Annotated in this window: 18 protein-coding genes; 11 read left to right on the forward strand and 7 right to left on the reverse strand. The window is 29.1% G+C overall.

Translation table 11 applies throughout. The features are described from left to right. The first annotated feature begins 45 nt into the window (after window positions 1–45). A complete protein-coding gene (locus tag KA900_RS01535) occupies window positions 46–576 on the forward strand; it encodes a hypothetical protein (RefSeq protein WP_096810648.1) in 531 nt (176 codons plus the stop codon). Window positions 577–1,122: 546 nt separating this feature from the next. Here the strand turns inward: KA900_RS01535 and KA900_RS01540 are convergent. After that, window positions 1,123–1,485: a hypothetical protein gene (locus KA900_RS01540; RefSeq protein WP_210139205.1), complete on the reverse strand. Its 363-nt coding sequence runs from the start codon at window positions 1,483–1,485 to the stop codon at window positions 1,123–1,125. 582 nt (window positions 1,486–2,067) lie between these two features. Here KA900_RS01540 and KA900_RS01545 point away from each other — a divergent pair. Next, window positions 2,068–2,274: a hypothetical protein gene (locus KA900_RS01545; protein WP_096810646.1), complete on the forward strand. Its 207-nt coding sequence runs from the start codon at window positions 2,068–2,070 to the stop codon at window positions 2,272–2,274. Window positions 2,275–2,804: 530 nt separating this feature from the next. Beyond that, the gene (locus tag KA900_RS01550) at window positions 2,805–3,404 is read left to right on the forward strand and encodes a short chain dehydrogenase (RefSeq protein WP_103373740.1); all 600 of its coding nucleotides are present in this window, start codon (window positions 2,805–2,807) and stop codon (window positions 3,402–3,404) included. 236 nt (window positions 3,405–3,640) lie between these two features. Here KA900_RS01550 and KA900_RS14735 read toward each other — a convergent pair whose 3' ends face one another. Together KA900_RS14735 and KA900_RS01560 are read right to left on the reverse strand one after the other, a co-directional pair. Further along, window positions 3,641–4,078 (reverse strand): LysE family translocator, encoded by a 438-nt coding sequence (locus KA900_RS14735; RefSeq protein ID WP_315969031.1) that lies wholly within the window; start codon window positions 4,076–4,078, stop codon window positions 3,641–3,643. Window positions 4,079–4,368: 290 nt separating this feature from the next. Then, window positions 4,369–4,962: an NUDIX hydrolase N-terminal domain-containing protein gene (locus tag KA900_RS01560; RefSeq protein WP_199194476.1), complete on the reverse strand. Its 594-nt coding sequence runs from the start codon at window positions 4,960–4,962 to the stop codon at window positions 4,369–4,371. 554 nt (window positions 4,963–5,516) lie between these two features. Between KA900_RS01560 and KA900_RS01565 the strand changes: the two genes are divergently transcribed. From KA900_RS01565 to KA900_RS01590, 6 genes are all read left to right on the forward strand, one after another. Further along, window positions 5,517–6,197: an alpha/beta hydrolase family protein gene (locus KA900_RS01565; protein ID WP_096810642.1), complete on the forward strand. Its 681-nt coding sequence runs from the start codon at window positions 5,517–5,519 to the stop codon at window positions 6,195–6,197. 474 nt (window positions 6,198–6,671) lie between these two features. Continuing rightward, window positions 6,672–7,085: a hypothetical protein gene (locus KA900_RS01570; protein WP_096810641.1), complete on the forward strand. Its 414-nt coding sequence runs from the start codon at window positions 6,672–6,674 to the stop codon at window positions 7,083–7,085. A 289-nt stretch (window positions 7,086–7,374) separates the two neighbouring features. Continuing rightward, window positions 7,375–8,172, forward strand: coding sequence for a glycerophosphodiester phosphodiesterase family protein (locus KA900_RS01575; protein WP_210139206.1), 798 nt, complete (start codon window positions 7,375–7,377; stop codon window positions 8,170–8,172). Window positions 8,173–8,474: 302 nt separating this feature from the next. Then, window positions 8,475–10,547 (forward strand): heavy metal translocating P-type ATPase, encoded by a 2,073-nt coding sequence (locus tag KA900_RS01580; RefSeq protein ID WP_210139207.1) that lies wholly within the window; start codon window positions 8,475–8,477, stop codon window positions 10,545–10,547. A gap of 231 nt (window positions 10,548–10,778) precedes the next feature. After that, on the forward strand, window positions 10,779–11,249 hold the full coding sequence (locus KA900_RS01585; RefSeq protein WP_096810638.1) for a GNAT family N-acetyltransferase: 471 nt from the start codon (window positions 10,779–10,781) through the stop codon (window positions 11,247–11,249). A 1,212-nt stretch (window positions 11,250–12,461) separates the two neighbouring features. After that, the gene (locus KA900_RS01590; protein WP_115342343.1) at window positions 12,462–13,220 is read left to right on the forward strand and encodes a GolD/DthD family dehydrogenase; all 759 of its coding nucleotides are present in this window, start codon (window positions 12,462–12,464) and stop codon (window positions 13,218–13,220) included. Window positions 13,221–13,611: 391 nt separating this feature from the next. Here the strand turns inward: KA900_RS01590 and KA900_RS01595 are convergent, their stop codons facing one another. From KA900_RS01595 to KA900_RS01605, 3 genes are all read right to left on the reverse strand, one after another. Then, entirely contained in the window at window positions 13,612–15,042 is a 1,431-nt protein-coding gene (locus KA900_RS01595; RefSeq protein ID WP_245339140.1) for a YfcC family protein, read from the reverse strand. A gap of 251 nt (window positions 15,043–15,293) precedes the next feature. Next, complete coding sequence (locus KA900_RS01600) at window positions 15,294–15,485, reverse strand: hypothetical protein (RefSeq protein ID WP_096810636.1); 192 nt, start codon at window positions 15,483–15,485, stop codon at window positions 15,294–15,296. A gap of 177 nt (window positions 15,486–15,662) precedes the next feature. Continuing rightward, window positions 15,663–15,935 (reverse strand): hypothetical protein, encoded by a 273-nt coding sequence (locus tag KA900_RS01605; protein ID WP_096810635.1) that lies wholly within the window; start codon window positions 15,933–15,935, stop codon window positions 15,663–15,665. A gap of 337 nt (window positions 15,936–16,272) precedes the next feature. On the opposite strand from KA900_RS01605, the gene KA900_RS01610 reads away from it, so the two are divergent. Together KA900_RS01610 and KA900_RS01615 are read left to right on the forward strand one after the other, a co-directional pair. Continuing rightward, window positions 16,273–17,088, forward strand: coding sequence for an alpha/beta hydrolase (locus KA900_RS01610; protein ID WP_107644577.1), 816 nt, complete (start codon window positions 16,273–16,275; stop codon window positions 17,086–17,088). A 132-nt stretch (window positions 17,089–17,220) separates the two neighbouring features. After that, window positions 17,221–17,403: a hypothetical protein gene (locus KA900_RS01615; RefSeq protein ID WP_096810632.1), complete on the forward strand. Its 183-nt coding sequence runs from the start codon at window positions 17,221–17,223 to the stop codon at window positions 17,401–17,403. A 250-nt stretch (window positions 17,404–17,653) separates the two neighbouring features. On the opposite strand, the gene KA900_RS01620 is transcribed toward KA900_RS01615, so the two are convergent. Then, entirely contained in the window at window positions 17,654–17,854 is a 201-nt protein-coding gene (locus tag KA900_RS01620) for a helix-turn-helix domain-containing protein (protein ID WP_096810631.1), read from the reverse strand. Window positions 17,855–18,004: the final 150 nt, after the last annotated feature.

The following is an 18,004-nucleotide window of genomic DNA, read 5'->3' on the forward strand; positions in this document are numbered from 1 at the left end:
TACAGTCCTACTACTGTCTCCTGAAAATATAAAAGGGGAAATTCTATGATAAATTTAATTTCAGCAATAGGTTCTATAGGCACATTTATAATGGCATTATTCTATTTTGTTTCAGTCACTTTGCAACTGTACCAAATGAAAATCGGCTTTATTCCAGCTTTAGGTTTTAACCAAGTATTGCTTGAACTAAATGAAGAAGACGAGCTTACCATGAAAAATATGTCAACTGACATTACTGATCATGAAGATTATTTAAAATTATATAACTTGGGCGGCGGTGCTGCTAAAAAGATAAAAATTGAGATTTTATTAGATGGTGAAAAAGTTATACAAGAAAAATATGTAAATATGTTACCAAGTAAAGAAAGTTATCTTTTACCTGTAAACAAAGAAGTATTTGAAGAATTTGAAAGCACAATCCAAAATAATGGATATGAGTCTAATATAAATATTAGAATATCTTACCGTCATAATGTCAGTAGAAAACAACATACACTGACATTGAATGGCAAGTTGGACGAATTTAATATGTATAAAAACAAGACAATATATGAACTTCAATTTATAGAAGATTAATTTTAACTCTACCTGTTAAGGTAGGGTTTTTTATAAAGTGAAAATGTGTGAAATAGTATTCATTTATATTTAAGAAACTGGATTAAGCAAACATAATTTGGAGGATATTACATAAAAAATAAGCCCATCAATTAAGATGAGCTAAAAGATTAATGATAACAAAATAAATAAAACAAAAGGGTAACATTATTGTTATTTTAAAATATAAAAATAATATACAAAAAATATTACGATTGTTGCAGGTAAACTGATAGTTAATGTTTTTATAAATTTGTTACTAATTAAAATAAATATTTTGAGAAAGGGCGCGTGAATTATTTCGCTGATTTCTGTTTCAGCTGGTCTGAAAATAATTGTTAAAAAAGTAATAATTAAAAAAAGACAAGTGAATATTTCAAGCTCTTTTTAAATCTCATAAAACACCTCTTTTGTATTTGTTTAAATATCAAAATAGATATTTAATTAAACGTTTATATTTGCTTCGATACAATAAAAATAAAATTTTAGCATGATCATTTTATCGAAAAAAGATACAGTTGAAGGTGTTTAATTTTTATTTATTTCATCATTCATAATTTCTGATAAGCTATCGTTATGTTTTTCTTGTGATAAACCTTCAAAATCTTTTTGTCTTGTAAGCTTATCTATTTCATTTTGTGCTTCTTCAGACATACCTTCAGTTGAAAAATCTCCGGCAGGCATTGAATTTAAATCTATTTTTTGATTTTGCCCTGGATTTTCATTTTGATTATTTGGCGTAAATGTGCCCATTGGTGTTTCTATTGAATGGTTATTTTCATTTGCTATCTTTTGTACTTGTTCATTTAATAGCTGTTCATATTCTTCATTTGAGACATTGTTGGCTTTAGGTATATTATTTTCTAGAAGTTGATATTCTTCGCTTGTCATACCTTTTGGCGGGATAACGCCGAAGGGTCTATTGCCTTGTTGTGTTTGGTCTTCAGCATTTGTATTAGGATTCTTTTCTTGTATGTTATCTTTATTTTGTATGTGTGGACGTTCTTCAGAAGTTTCATCTTGCTTGTTTACAGTATCAGCTGCTTGAGTATTGCTAGCACCTGTCTTATTTTCGCTAGTATTTTTATCAATATCAGATTGTGTATCGTCGTCTTTAGTATAATTTTTTTTCGTGTCTTTAGATGATGATTCAGTTTCTTTATTATCACTCGATTTACTATCTTCACTATTACTACATGCGGATAAAATTAAGAAATTTGATATTAATAAAAAAAGGCTTTCTTCATTTAGCTCCTCCTAAAAAACTATTGTTATAATTTAATTGCACTATATTAAAAATAAATGTGTGCAAACATCTTATTATTATAAGAAATTTGTATATTTTTGTGTAATGGATGAAAACTGTTTTAACCGTCCAATATACACGCATAGTGGAGAGGAAATATACGATATGTTAAAATTTACTATATTTCTAGAAATTAATAATAAGGTATGAAGAAAAGGAGTGTTGATATGACTCATATTTATGCAAATTTAATTGGCACTTGGACTGATCTTACAAATATGAAAGACGTAGTTATAAATGATATTTATGACTCACCAATAGAATGGTTGATTGAAAATAAAAATACTATTTTCGAACAACGTAGTATAAAAATAAATATTGGAGAAATAACTTATTTCATACATCCGAGCTGTTTGCAAATTATAACTAAGTAGTTAAAACGATTAGAAATATTACGTGTTGATTATTGTTTTTAAATAAATGAAATCTTCGAATTATAAAGCATCTTCGATAATATAAATCACATAATGTAATAAGCCTTAATTACTTAAATATGTAACTCGTTATTCATGTGCAATACAGTGCTTTTTTTAAATAATATTATTTGAATGTTTATAAAGCCTTTTTAATCTTTACCATCCCATTAGAAAGCTTTAATGCGCTAAACTCATAGGCGTCCCACATATCAATTGGTAGTGGCTCAAAGATATATTAATATTAGGGAATACCCTTATACAGTAAATACAAATGATATGATAATCTATATACAGGTAAACTTCAGACATTTACCCAAACAAATTTTGTGCAACCACTCTTCGGAGTGGTTATTTATTTTATTGACTATATATATCTTTTGGTTACAAATTGCATAAATTTTTGAGTTTTAAATTATTCCAATATTCTGAAATAAATAAATTTACTTTTTCTTTTCCGGTTGTTAACTTTAAGTAAAGGGGTGGTGGGTTTGAAAATATTATTAATAGGATATACAGGTTTATTAGGTTCTGTTCTAAAAAAGGAGTTAGAAAAAAAGCATAAAGTCATTGGTGCATCTAGACATAACGCGGACGTTGAAGTAGATATTACTGATACTGAAAGCATTAAGCAAATGTATAAAGAAGTAGGCAAGGTTGATGCTGTTATAAGTGCCACAGGAGCTGCACATTTTGGCCCATTAAATGAAATGACACCAGAATTAAATGATATAAGCATCGATAGTAAGTTGAAAGGACAAGTTAATTTGGTTTTATTAGGGATGGAGTATATTAATGATGGTGGCAGTTTTACATTAACAACAGGTGTCATTATGGATTGCCCTATTTTTGAAGGCGCATCATCTGCTTTAGCAAATGGTGGTGTAAAGGCCTTTGCTAAATCAGCAGCTGCAGAAGCACCGAGAGGAATTCGTATTAATACAGTTAGTCCAAATGTTTTTGAAGAGTCTCCAGATCAATTGAAGGCGTATTTTCCCGGTTTTAAACCAGTGCCATTAAAAAGAGTTGCATTAGAATATATAAAAAGCGTCGAAGGCATTCAAACGGGACAAAGTTATGAAATTTATTAACTTTATTGTATATAATTTAAAATTTACTGTCACAACCACTCACTAGGGTGGTTGTTTTAATATGATATTCTATAATTTAAAATGAATCATAACATAGAAAATAATTGTGAATTTGATAAGATTTAGTGATGGTTCAGAATGAAAGATATTGATTAATATCTCGAAGTAAGATCAAAAAACTGAGACACTAGTTTATATCTCAGTTTAATGGATTAAAAATTTACGTTACAAATATATCATTGTTTTGTGGTCAAAATTTTAACTGATAGCGCAATTAAGGTAATACTAATAATGTAGTCAAAAACCATTTTAAATTTAGGTTTTTGAAAAATTGCTTTTACATAATTAAATATAAAAGTACACAAACTAAACCACGTTATTACAGTTACAATAAACAATCCTGAAAGTATTGCGCCTTGTACACTTTCATTGTTCTGATGGTTTATAAATTGGGATAAGATACTAATATAAAATAAAATAGCCTTTGGATTTAAAATCATAGTAGTAAATCCTTCTTTATAAGCGTTAAACAAATTTATTTTTTTCGTATTTACAGAATCAATCCTTTGATAGTTGAATTTATGCGCATTAATTATATTGTTAAGACTTAAATAAACAATATATAGAGCACCTAATACTTTGATTGCTAAAAAACAGTATGGGAACTTACTAATATAAAAATAAGGCCTAAAGTGGCTAAAATTGCGTAAATTAAATAGGCGTTTGCTATCCTTAAAGTTGTGAAAATGCCACTTTTGATTCCAACGTGTATGCTGTTTTTTATAACAGCAAAAAGCTTTGGCCTGGTGCGATGAGAATCAATAAAGACATCACTATAAAATTAATCCAATTTTCTATATATAACCCCTTGTTTGAATATTAAAAGATTAATGATGTTTTCTCTACTAATTATAGGATAAAAGAAATAAACAAAAATACCACGAATTAGTAGAGGAAGTTCATATTATTCAATAATGGTTTTTCCATTTTTGTTATTAAAACAATCAATGATTTGTTGTTCAGTATTTCTTTTAGTTGATAGCACCGGTAGCCTTTTTAAGTCAAAGAAAGCTACTGAACTAGTTTCAATACTAGTCGTTAAATTGCCACTTAATTTTTTACAGTAATATATTAGTTTGTAATATTGCGCTAAGGCGTTCTCTGGATTCGATTTGTTTGTATCGTAAACAGCGATGAGATTTTTGACAGTAGTATTTAATCCTGTTTCTTCTTTAACCTCTTTAATTATATTTTCAACTGGTGATATGCCTATTTCTGCAAATCCGCCTGGTAGTGCCCATAATTTAGTTTTAGAGTCTTCCACTAATAAAATATGATCGTTATGGTCTAGGATCAACGCTCTCACGTCGATTTTGGGTGTTGGATAACCTTGCTCTTTGTGAAAATTTATAGGTTTTTGTGTTAAATGCGTATTTATAAATTTTTGCGTTATATCAAATAGGTTATTGTATCGCTCAATGTCATATGGATCTTTAGAATAATTTAAACCTTCGTTAGAAATAGCTAATAATCTTTGGAAAAATTCTTTTTCGCCCACATTAATCACTCCAATATATTTCTTCCAACTTTACTAAAAAATCTCAAGCATTTCTAATGACATGAACTTAAAATCAGAGGTAAGTAAATTTGCATCTCGCGTTTTTTTATGTGCTACTTCAACAGAGCTATGCGTGGTCATGCTATAGTATCCTCAGATATGCTATTAAAGTAATTAATTTAGTGAATGAAGGCGATATAGATTCAGCCGTTACAGAAAGAGAAAACCAAATTCAAATTGCATTAGACATTAAAAAAACACATGACTGATATTTAAAAATTTAAGATATAAATGAATATGCTTCCTTTAAAGTAGATACTAAAAAATGAAAAATTAATGCTTAGTTTTTATAATTAAAATCATATAAGGCGGTTTTTAAATAATAGTAATTATTCTACAAGTTTTAATTAAAAAAGCACTTATATCAATTGTTTACAAGTTCAGTGATTTGGTTATAGGTAAATGGATATTAAAAACTACAAGGCGTTTTGGTATGAAAAAATTAAATAAAGACATGTTGTGTATTGTATTTAGAACATAGGGGTGGTTTTTAAATGGAAAAAATAATGTATTCGGATCATGAAGAAAATTTTTTTGAAGTATATCAAAAAGAAAATAGTAATGGGCAATGGATATTACTTATTCATGGAGGGTATTGGAGACAAAAATTTAGCAAAAAGCTAATGGAACCTTTAGTTGAAACGTTTTTAAATGAAGGGTTTAATGTGGTTAATATTGAATATTGTAGAGGCGAGCATAGATGGCCGATACCCTTTGAAGATATTAAACAAGCAATCAAAACGTTTAAAGAGACGGATTATTATAAATCAAAAGATGAGATTATCTTATTAGGTCATTCAGTAGGTGGGCAATTGGCCTTGTTAAACGAAAACAGTGTAGATAGAGTGATTGCTTTAGCGCCAGTTACAGATGTGTTATTTACAAAATCAAAAGGGCTTGGAGATAATGCAGTCGTTGAATATTTTGGAAATACAAATGACGCTAACTTAGAAAAAGCTTCTCCTATTCATAAAGATGGCTACAATTCAAAAATTTTAATTGTGCATGGGTTAAATGATCAATCGGTATTAATAGATACGACTTTAAACTTTGTAAACAAATACAAGCAAAGTACTATATATTTATTTTCTTTTCCATTTTTAAGTCATAAAGCATGTATTGATCCCAAAAACTATTGTTTTCAGTATATATTGGGTTGGCTGAACCAGGACTAAAGAGGTCATAACAATATATTTTTAATCACTATGAAAAGATTATTGAATTAATTTTTGTATTTACATCTAATTTGTTATATTAATCATTTCATTATGAAGTATTATATTATAATTAGCTTTTCATGACTGAATTTTAATATGTGCGATGCGTTAACCAATCGTCATTTTAATGATATATATAAATTATTTGTACGTTGATATGTAAGGTAACAGCTTTCGGTTACTGAATAGTAATCATTTAAACATTGTCAAGATCATCTGGCTATATGATGCTGAGGCATTTATGTCTCAGCATTAAATATTATAATAACAGAATTAAATATATGTTTAGAATACAAATTTTATCGCAAAAAACGAATGATATATCGTACGTGATGTAACTCATATTAAAGACAGAGTGACTTACATAAACTAATATATTAGAACATTAAATATAGGGTATGTATAAGAAAGTGTTTTAAAGAGGTGGTATATTTGGATTTAAATCAAAACATAAATGAATATTTAAAACTATTGTCAAATGAAAGTTCAAAATCATTAAAACATTACAAAGATAGAAATATTATTTCTAAGTTCTTTTATAACTTATTTAAGCACCCGAGAGATAAGAGAAAAGAGTTACTTTATTTAGATTCTATCGATGAAGATGCATTTTACCAATTGTTTTGTGCATATATTATAGGAAGTGACATTTTAACAATACCAGATTGTTTAAATTACGATATTAAAAAAATTGGTGGAATAGAACCGTATTTTAAAGAAAATGTTAATTTACTAAAAATCAGATTACCTATAAAGCACGAAGCAGCTTTACATTTTAAGGATAAAGATTGTAATTTTGTTATAGAATCTCTTGTAGCCTTTCAGAAGCGTTTTTATATGCAATAAGATTTCAACAAAAATAACTGTTAACCATAAAATCGATAGGATTAAAACAAAAACATATAGATTTCAGAAGTTGTCTTTTTAAATTAGCTAAATTCAAGAGGGATCCTTATAGTATAAATATGAATGTAAACTTCACATACTTGTTGCTTAGTAATCTTCGCTTTCTATCTTTTTAATGCTTAACATGAATCTAAGTAAAAAAATTACTGTATTAAAAAACTAAAATATTTAACTTAATCAAATGTGCTAAAATAGATTGTGTATATAATAAATCTAGGTAGGTATAAAATTGAAAAAGTTAATGTTTGTTAGTTTATTAAGTATCATATTATTATCTGCTTGTTCTGATAATGTTTTAAGTAAAAAATATTTAAACATTGCACATAGAGGCGCAAGTGGATCGGCTCCTGAGCACACGTTTACTGCTTATGATAAAGCTATTACACAAAAAGCGGATTACATTGAGCTAGATTTACAAATGACAAAAGATAATAAATTAATTGCTATGCATGATAAAGAAGTAAATAGGACTACGAATGGCAATGGTTTGGTAAATGATTTATCACTATCAGAAATCAAAGCGTTAGATGCTGGTTCACATTTTGATTCGAAATTTAAACATGAGTTAGTACCTGAATTATCTGAAATACTAAAAGAGTATAAGGATAAAACTAATTTTTATATTGAAACGAAACATCCTGATATATACCCATTTATGGATGAAATTTTAATGAAAGATTTAGAGAGTGAACATTTATTAAGTGATAAAAATTTAAAAAAAGGAAAGGTAATTATACAATCATTTTCAGAAATGAGTTTACAAAATATACATAATTTAAACGAGGATATTCCATTAATAAAGCTTATAGATGATAAAGACATTTCAAATTTAACTAATGCAGAATTAGAACGGTTAGCAAATTTTGCTTATGGTATTGGGGTTAATCAAAAAGCTGTTACAAAAAATATTGTTAAACGCGCTCATAACAATGGATTGAAGGTACATGTTTTTACTTTGAACAACAAAAATGAGGCACTTAAAATGAAAAAAATGGGAGTAGACGGTGGTTTTAATAATAATCCATAGAAATACACAGTACGATATGTTTTTAAGTTCCTCCAAAATATGTCGTGTTATACCAACAGAGTAAGCTACCTTATAGCGAAACCATAGTGAAAATAAATTTTTAAGCAAATTAATATTAATTATGTTAAACAAATAGTTATCTTTCATAAAACGGGACTGAAATCAAGACAAGTCATTAATTTGATTTCAGTTCCGTTTTTTACTTATATAAAAACAAAGCAAAATTATTATACCTAGACGGGGTATATGTTATGCTTGTTTATGTTAAGAGAACAATATAAACAAGACAAGGAGGTTGTAAAATGACAAACCTAAAAAATCACGGCTCACATAACGTTCATAATCATGAGACGCACGAAGCATCTCACACACACAGCCACGAAAATCATGAAGCGCATAACCATGACGCTCATTCGCATCACCATGGCAATTTTAAACGTAAATTTTTTGTGTCACTGTTCTTCGCAATACCGATAATTATTTTATCACCAATGATGGGAATAAAATTACCATTTCAATTTTCATTTAATGGATCTGATTGGATTGTATTAGTTCTCGCCACATTTTTATTCTTTTATGGAGGTAAGCCTTTTTTAATAGGAGCGAAAGATGAACTTGTTTCTAAAAAACCTGGTATGATGACGCTTGTCGCATTAGGTATTTCAGTCGCTTATATTTACAGTTTGTATGCATTTTATATGAATCATTTTAGCAATGCATCTGCCCATACCATGGATTTCTTTTGGGAATTAGCTACATTAATTTTAATTATGTTATTAGGTCATTGGATAGAAATGAATGCGGTTGGCAATGCAGGCAATGCACTGAAAAAAATGGCTGAATTATTACCTAACACAGCAGTTAAAATCATAGATTCTGATCATAAAGAAGAAGTACAACTATCAGAAATAGCAATGAATGATATTGTAGAAGTGAAAGCTGGAGAGAGTATACCAGCAGACGGCACGATTGTTCGAGGTAGTACGTCTATAGATGAATCATTAGTAACAGGGGAATCTAAAAAAGTTACTAAGGCTCAAAATGATGAGGTTATAGGCGGTTCTATTAATGGTTCAGGAACTATACAAGTTCAAGTAACTGCAACGGGACAAAATGGCTACTTATCTCAAGTGATGGAACTTGTAAATCAAGCCCAAAATGATAAATCCGATGCGGAGTTATTATCGGATAAAGTAGCGGGTTATTTATTCTATTTTGCGGTAAGTATTGGGGTAGTATCTTTTATCATATGGATGCTAATATATAATAATATTGATTTTTCACTAGAAAGATTAGTAACCGTATTAGTGATTGCATGTCCGCATGCTTTAGGATTAGCTATACCATTGGTAACAGCACGTTCAACGTCTATAGCTGCACATAATGGATTAATAATTAAAAATAGAGAATCAGTAGAATTAGCGCAATATATTGACTATATTCTGATGGATAAAACAGGTACATTAACAGAAGGTAACTTTTCAGTTAATCACTATGAGAGTTATTTAGAACAAAAGAGTGATAATCAAGTATTATCTTTATTTGCATCATTAGAAAGCAATTCAAATCATCTACTTGCTATAGGTATTACAGAGTTTGCTAAAAGTAAAAATATAGATATTATTAATCCTGAAGCGGTTAATAATATACCAGGCGTGGGTCTAGAAGGAACTATAGAAAATCAGAAATATCAAATAACTAATGTTAGCTACTTGGAGAAAAATAATTTTAAATATGATGAAAACCAATTTCAAAAACTTGCTCAACAAGGTAACTCAGTGAGTTATTTAATTCATAATGATAAAGTGATAGGCATTATAGCTCAAGGAGATAAAATTAAAGAAAGTTCTAAACAAATGGTTTCAGATTTGTTATCAAGAAATATAACGCCTGTGATGTTGACAGGGGATAACAGTGAAGTAGCGAAGACAGTAGCAAATGAGCTAGGTATAAAAGATGTACATGCGCAGTTATTACCTGAAGACAAAGAAAAAATAATTCAAGATTATCAAAATAAAGGGAATAAGATAATGATGGTTGGAGACGGTATCAACGATGCACCTAGTTTAATTAGAGCAGACATCGGTATGGCAATAGGTGCAGGTACAGATGTAGCTGTTGAATCAGGTGACGTTATTCTTGTTAAAAGTTCACCTTCAGATATTATTCACTTCTTATCACTTTCTAAAAACACCATGAGAAAAATGGTTCAAAATTTATGGTGGGGAGCAGGTTATAATATTGTTGCTGTGCCGCTTGCAGCTGGTGTATTAGCATCTATTGGACTAATATTGTCACCTGCTGTCGGAGCAGTATTGATGTCACTAAGTACCATTATTGTGGCTATAAATGCTATCACATTAAAATTAAAGTGATTTATAAATTATTGATTATTAAATGAGATGTTAAACCCGTTGAGTCCATTAACACGTTTTAAAGTAGAACAACAGAAAATAATCGCCAAAACCCATTTATCTCTATGCATATTTGTGGGAGCGAGACAATGAAGTTTTTAAGCAAAAGATTTCTGTCTCGCTCATTTTTTTATTAGTATTTGTAAAATAATTTGTGCTAAACTGTTCCTAATTTAAAGGGGGAATTATTAAATGACAATAAGTTTAGAGCGTATGACTCAATTGGATTATGATAACTTTTATGAAAACAGTATATATGAGTATGCTAACGAACATATTAAAAGTGGTAATTGGAAAAAAGAAGGCGCAATTGCTAGAGCTCGTAAGGCTTTTGAAAATCTACTACCAAATGGATTAGCAACAGATGGCGAATATTTATTTTCCATTTTTAATTCAAATGAAAATATTGGGTATTGTTGGTTGCATTTTTCTGGAGATAATAATAAAAGTTTTATTTATGATATACATATCGATGAAAAATTTAGAGGAGAGGGGCTAGGCGAAGCGGCGATGCTGGGTATAGAAAATTACTGTAAAGAGAGAAAAGTACAAAGTATTGGGCTACATGTGTTTGGCCATAACCAAAGAGCAGTATCTTTATATAATAAAATGGGATTTCAAGTTACAAATTATCGAATGGAAAAGGTATTGGATGAAGGATAGATGATAAATTCTAAGTAAGACAGATGATATGAATAACTGCCAGCATATTTGTTTGCTTCATCACTGTTATCATAAACAGAGAGTATTAAGAGATTAAATTTTTACGTTGTTTATCATTACATAACTTAAGGTACCTTATATAGATGGACTCAGTGATATCAAACCTCAAATTATTTTTGTTGAAGTAATTTTATCAATAAAAAGTAATTTTGAAATAATTTATTATTATAATATATTTAATAAATGAAACGGAACGTATGTTTCGTGTTATAATAATTGTAATAGTGAATAGTATAGAGTTATAAATGTACTTGATAACTATTAAATAGAGTGGGTTTTGATCGATATATTTTATTGGAAAATCAGAGTTGATCGCTCTGAGAGGTGGAAAAATGAGTGTTGCAATCATAATAACTCTCGCCTTTTTAGCGATTATGCTATTTAAAGTTAGTAATATAATCTTACAATTTTTAGTATCTCTAATTATTACCATTATATATATCTTCATTATTTTTAAAATTGTAATTTGGTTAATATATATATTAAGCTATTTAAAATAATGTATGATTATTTACAGCTAGATTTTCGTAAACGCAAAAAGGGTTTATTATAAACATGAATAAATAATTAATGAAAAAGACAGTCAATCAAACGACTGTCTTTTTTGAAAAGTATATTGGTTAATTGAAAAAGTAGTAGTGCGCCTCAAATTCAGTTGTATTATTATCTGTTAAAATATAGGATAGAAGTAATATTTTGTTGCTAAATATTAAATTTCAAGTAGCCATATTTAATACAAGTAAGATCAACTTACCTTTATATTGATTATTTTTACTAGATTCAATATCTGCTTTTCGTGGTTTTGTTTCATTATAAACTTCTTCAGCATCGTCCCCATCATAATAACCTACGTCGCTGGCATTTTTAGTCTAGAGTTCAGCTGATGATAAGGCGCTGTTATATTACTTTCTTCCTCTACAACGTTACGGCAAACTGTTAATACTAAGAAAATTGGCTAAGAAGGCAAAAAGCTTTTTCATAAAAAATACTCAATATTTATATTCTATAATTATTGTAATACATTAATTATATTAAAATTATGCAATATACTTCAGTTATATTATTTTGAACTTGAAACAATAAATTATACAATGATTTTGAAAGCGCTATATAACAATCGTATAATTTAGATAAGAAAGGGGTAATAGAAATATGAAAAAATTTAAAGGGTTTGATAAAAATTTTAATATCCCAGGTAAAGTCGCTGTTGTGACTGGTGGAAATAGTGGTATAGGTAAAGCCATTACTGATTTTTACATAGAAAAAGGAGCAGTAGTAGCAGTTTTAGATATCAAAAAAGATGTCCAAAAACTGAATAGCGATAACATCTTAGGTATACAATGCGATATTACAAAAGAAGTAGATATTGATAGTGCTATATCGCAAATTATTAAGAGATTTAAAAGAATAGATATTTTAGTCAATTCTGCAGGTGTAGCATTGTTAGATTATGCTGAAAACATGCCAGATGATATTTGGCAAAAACAAATAGATTTGAATTTAACAGCTTCATTTAAAATGGCTCAAAAAGTCGGAAATGTTTTTATAAAACAAGGAGACGGCGGGAAAATTATAAATATGGCAAGTCAAAATGCAATTATTGCGTTAGATCGACATACTGCTTACGGTGTCACTAAAGCAGGTATTACAAACATGACAAAAAGTTTAGCATTTGAATGGGCTAAATACGATATAAATGTAAATGCTATCGCTCCAACGATAGTTGCTACTGAACTATCAGATAAAGCATGGGTAGGTAAAGCAAGGGAAGATGCTTTAGCGGGTATTCCTTTAGGACGCTTTGGAGAGCCAGAAGAAGTCGCTGCAATTGCTTTATTTTTAGCTAGTGATGCAACGGATTTTATTACTGGTGAAACAATTGTTATTGATGGCGGAAACACGATTAAATAACGAGCTGTTTTTAAGTAAAGAATATGTTACTATCTAACGATATTAGTTCAAAATCCGTTAAATAAAAGCTATATAAAAAGTTGGGCGAAAACAAAAATCTAATGGGCTTTATAATGGTTTTCTAATTTTCAGCTATAAAACGTCTTCTTTTAAAATTTTCTTTTTTATGTGACTACTATAAAGAAAGTATATCAATACTATCATTTTGAATAGGTCCTCAAACATTTAATAATTAAGATGAAAATACATTTATATCAAACTACGATGCAAAAATCGAGATGAATCTCTAATTGCTTATAAAAAATGTTGCTCTATATAACGATAAAAAAGCTATGAAAAACCTATCATGATAGGTTTTTCATAGCTTTTTTGATATATTTGGATTTAACTTTTATGACCAGCCAATTAACTGTGCTACGATTAGTGAAATGATTGATATAAGCCCCCATATAATAAAAAGAGGGAAAAAGAATCTAATCCATTTAGTGTATGAAACACCGCCAATTGCTAATGCAGCCATGAAATAACCACTTGTCGGGTAGAATACATGAGTGAAACCATCACCCAGTTGGAAAGCTAAGACTGCTGTTTGTCTAGTAACACCTAACATATCTGCTAATGGAGCCATAATAGGCATAGTGACTAGTGCTTGTCCGCTTCCTGAAGATATGATGAAGTTAATTAACACTTGAACGATGTACATACCGATTACTGCAACAGTTGGCGTTGCACCATCAATAACTGATCCTAATCCATGAACAATACTATCCATGATTTTGCCATCTTCAAGCACCACTGCGATCGAACGCGCTAGTCCAACGATGATTGCGCCCATTAAAACGTCTTTGAAACCATCATTGAATGCTTCGCAAATATCACGTGTATTTAACCCCGTAATTAAACCAACGACGATACCCATAATGATAAATAATCCGGACATTTCAACCATAAACCAACCTTGCGTTGTCACTCCATACACAAGTATAACAAAAAAGGCTAATACGACAGCGATGCCCACTTTTTGACGTTTGGAAGCAACTAATGGTTTTTGTTTAGTAATGTCTTTATAAGTTTCTCTTTTTTCTGTATCTTCTTGGTAAACTAAACTCATATCGGGCGTTTGTTTTACCTTTTTAGCATAACGCATAATAAATAAAATCGTAACGAACAGTACAATTATAAATATAATTAGACGTAGTCCAATGCCTGAGAAAACAGGAATACCTGATAATTTTTGAGCTAGTCCAGTATTAATTGGATTTAATACTCCTACTGTAAAACCGACAACGGTCCCACATAATGCGATAGCAGTAGCAGTAATTGAGTCATAACCTAACGCGATGATTAAAGGAATGATAACTGGTATGTATACGAGTGAAAGCTCAGCCGTTCCAATCAAAGTAGCGATAATTGCAAATACAGTAGTAAGTACTGGAATAATAAAAATACTGTGGTTCAAAAATCGACGTGCCAGTTTATCAACACCAATTTCAATAATACCGGTACGTCTTAATACCATAAACATACCACCAATAATTAATGTAAAGAATACAATTTCCCCAGCTTCAATCAAACCTCTGGGAATAATTGAAATAAAATCCACGATATTAACTGGCGCAGCTGTTATATAATGAAATGAATCAGCATCTACCATTTCTCTACCCTCAGGTCCTTTAATTCGATCAAATTCGCCTGATGGAATAAGATAGGTTGATATTGTTGCTAATACGCCAAATATAAATAAAATAACGTAAATATGCGGCATACCAAGCTTTTTTCTGTTTTTGTTTGTTTCTTTTCCTTTGTTATTTGAAAATTTCAAATTCCCACCCCTTTTAAATAATATAAATAATGTTAATATATCATAATTTTATAAGAAGTAGAAAGAAAGATTTCAGAAAATTTACAGAACAAGATGTATTCTAGTAATAATTTTATAATACGCGTAAGTATAATTGATTTGAGTATTTTAAGAAAAGGCAGGTATATAAAAATTCTAGCGAATGAAATAGAATCAACATTTGCTAGAACGCGTGTGGAGTATAATAGTTATTTGGTATGGCTAATAAAAATTCAGTTAAAATCTCTTGGTATTTTGGCACTATATTTTGATTTATCTACGTTATTACATAATAAATTTAAATAACGCTGAACGTTATGCGTAGTGACATCTTTAGGTAGCGCATGTGTAAAAACATTACCTTTTTTAGTTTCGACAGTATAAGTTATATTATAGTTGCTAATCTCCAAATTAATAATTTTCATAAATATCCCCTTAACAATGGTCATTGTTTTAAATTATGAAATTGAAAATAAAAATGAAAAACCGACCATTTATATAATTGTACTATACATAAATCTTTTAAGTATTAAAGAGTATAACACATTTTGAAAATTAACTTAAATAATATATAAAAAACACACTCAAATTATAGAATGTGTTTAATCATTAAGTAAATTTAATATTTCATCATATTTTTGTTCACTTAAAGTCCCTAAAGGGCTTTGCTCAATTTCAAATATTAAAAAATCATCATTTGAATTGAATGAACTTTTAATACTTTCGTAAATAGTGGCTTGATCTAAATCACTTTTTAAGAGCCAAAGCCCTCTATAAATATACAATGATTTACCGACACTATTTAATTTTGCAGGTAATTTTTCATAACCATACGAAATGGAATTTAAATTATAGGACAAAATATACTTTGCCATCAATATCACGCTCCAATATAAGCATATCATTAACTGAGATTTAAAAGTTGATAAAAGGTTGAAGGAAAAGTGAAAATTATAAAATCCATTACGTTATTAGTTTATAGATGGTCCAAAGTTAAAGCATCTATATATTTGTCTTTATGTAAAAATTACGTTTAATATACTTAAGAGAAAGTTATTAACTCAAAATGTGTGTTTATAAAACGTTTATTTATATAAATATACGGTGGGTCTTTATAATCATGATTTCATCCTTAATAAATGTTTATCAATTGTTTGTTATGGTTATTTGTGTAAATAAAATAGATCAACAATAAAAAATGAGGTGAAAGATTTGAACTATATAAAATATATAACATCAAAAGATGGTACGAATCTTTATACAAAAGTAAATGAGGTTAACAGTGCCAAGGGGAATATCATTATTGTTCATGGGGTGGCAGAGCATTTGGATCGTTATGATGAGTTGACGAATTATTTAAATCATAATGGCTTTAATGTCATTCGATATGACCAAAGGGGTCATGGTCGTTCAGAAGGGCAACAAACCTTTTATAGCACTGCTAATGAAATAGTTGATGATTTAACAGCAATTATTAATAAAGTTAAGTCTCAATTTGACGGTGAGTTATATTTGATTGGACATAGTATGGGAGGCTATACAGTCACTTTATTTGGAACACAGTATCCGGGTAAAGTTGATGGTATCGTAACTTCTGGCGCTTTAACAAGATATAATAAAGAAACATTTGGCAAAATAGATAAAAGTGCTGATATGCATAGTTATATTGAGAATGTTCTAAGTGATGGTCTTTGTTCAGATGAGACAATCGTTAAAAAATATGCCTTAGATGACTTAAATGCGAAACAGATATCAAATGGGTTATTAATCACATTGATAGAAGGCGTAGAACACTTAAAAAATAACGCACAACAATTTGTTGATCCTATACTGATTTTACATGGTAAAGAAGACGGTTTAGTGAGTTATAAAGATTCAATTCAATTATTTGATGAAATCGGATCTGAACATAAATCGATACACATATATGATGATTTGCAGCACGAGATTTTTAATGAATCTAGTTATAATGAGAGCATTTTTAGGGAAATTGTAGACTGGTTAAATAGAGAAATACAGAGGTATTAAAATTTTTAAGGTATATTTACAATAATATTGTTTATTAAGTCATATTCAATTAAAAAATATTTGTTTTGAGCTTTTTAAGGTTTTACAATAAAAAAGATTAATTAGGTCACATTAACGGAAGGAGGAATTTGTATGATGATTAAAACATTGCATATGCAATATGAAGAGAGTTTTGAAGCGTTTGATGATCGTGTGAATGTATTTTTGCAAGAAATTAATGACAAGCAACATTGGGAACTTGTATCAGTTACTCCTTCCGTTACAAACACCGTTGAAGGCGTAGACTATTTTATAACAATTGTTTTTAAAAAATAACAACCACCATTTAAAAATAACCTGAACCATAATTCAATGGCCCAGGTTATTTTTATATAATGTTAGCAATAGCTGTGTAAATTGAAAATTAGATTACGTTAAAAATTTTCGATTTCAGTTACTATTGATAATACAGAACTACAGTGTCTGATTTAAAAAAATAGATTTTGTCCCGTTCTCTTTAATTTTAAAAATACGTTTCTATTTCAGTTTATCTAATTCATAATTATATGAATTNNAATTCATATAATTATGAATTAAAGGTTTTTTTAGGTACTTGGAAATAGTCGGCTAAAATTTTCGTATCTTTTTCTGAAGGTACTCTGTAATCATGTTCCCAATCCCAAATTTGGCAAATTCTGTAGTCTTTCTCATAGTTTTTGTTTAAATTAATTGCTAATTTAGACAAACTTAACTGTTTTTTTTCACGAAGCTCAGTTAAAGTTTTCAAACCCAAATCCCTCCTAAAATTTCTATAAATAACTTACAATTAATATTTTAGTACAGATAATCTATATCTTCAAATTAAGTTATTACTAATTTTTAATATATAATAATTAAAGTTTTGGACAATATTAGTGTTTTGAATAAAACACTAACT

The sequence above is a fragment of the Staphylococcus sp. GDY8P120P genome, assembly GCF_017892065.1.
GTDB lineage: Bacteria > Bacillota > Bacilli > Staphylococcales > Staphylococcaceae > Staphylococcus > Staphylococcus nepalensis.

Excerpts from the sequence above, each read along its gene's own strand:
- KA900_RS01535 (WP_096810648.1), top strand. The coding sequence starts at position 46 with ATGATAAATTTAATTTCAGCAATAGGTTCTATAGGCACATTTATAATG.
- KA900_RS01540 (WP_210139205.1), bottom strand. The coding sequence starts at position 1,485 with ATGACAAGCGAAGAATATCAACTTCTAGAAAATAATATACCTAAAGCC.
- KA900_RS01545 (WP_096810646.1), top strand. The coding sequence starts at position 2,068 with ATGACTCATATTTATGCAAATTTAATTGGCACTTGGACTGATCTTACA.
- KA900_RS01565 (WP_096810642.1), top strand. The coding sequence starts at position 5,517 with ATGGAAAAAATAATGTATTCGGATCATGAAGAAAATTTTTTTGAAGTA.
- KA900_RS01580 (WP_210139207.1), top strand. The coding sequence starts at position 8,475 with ATGACAAACCTAAAAAATCACGGCTCACATAACGTTCATAATCATGAG.
- KA900_RS01585 (WP_096810638.1), top strand. The coding sequence starts at position 10,779 with ATGACAATAAGTTTAGAGCGTATGACTCAATTGGATTATGATAACTTT.
- KA900_RS01590 (WP_115342343.1), top strand. The coding sequence starts at position 12,462 with ATGAAAAAATTTAAAGGGTTTGATAAAAATTTTAATATCCCAGGTAAA.
- KA900_RS01600 (WP_096810636.1), bottom strand. The coding sequence starts at position 15,485 with ATGAAAATTATTAATTTGGAGATTAGCAACTATAATATAACTTATACT.
- KA900_RS01605 (WP_096810635.1), bottom strand. The coding sequence starts at position 15,935 with ATGGCAAAGTATATTTTGTCCTATAATTTAAATTCCATTTCGTATGGT.
- KA900_RS01615 (WP_096810632.1), top strand. The coding sequence starts at position 17,221 with ATGATGATTAAAACATTGCATATGCAATATGAAGAGAGTTTTGAAGCG.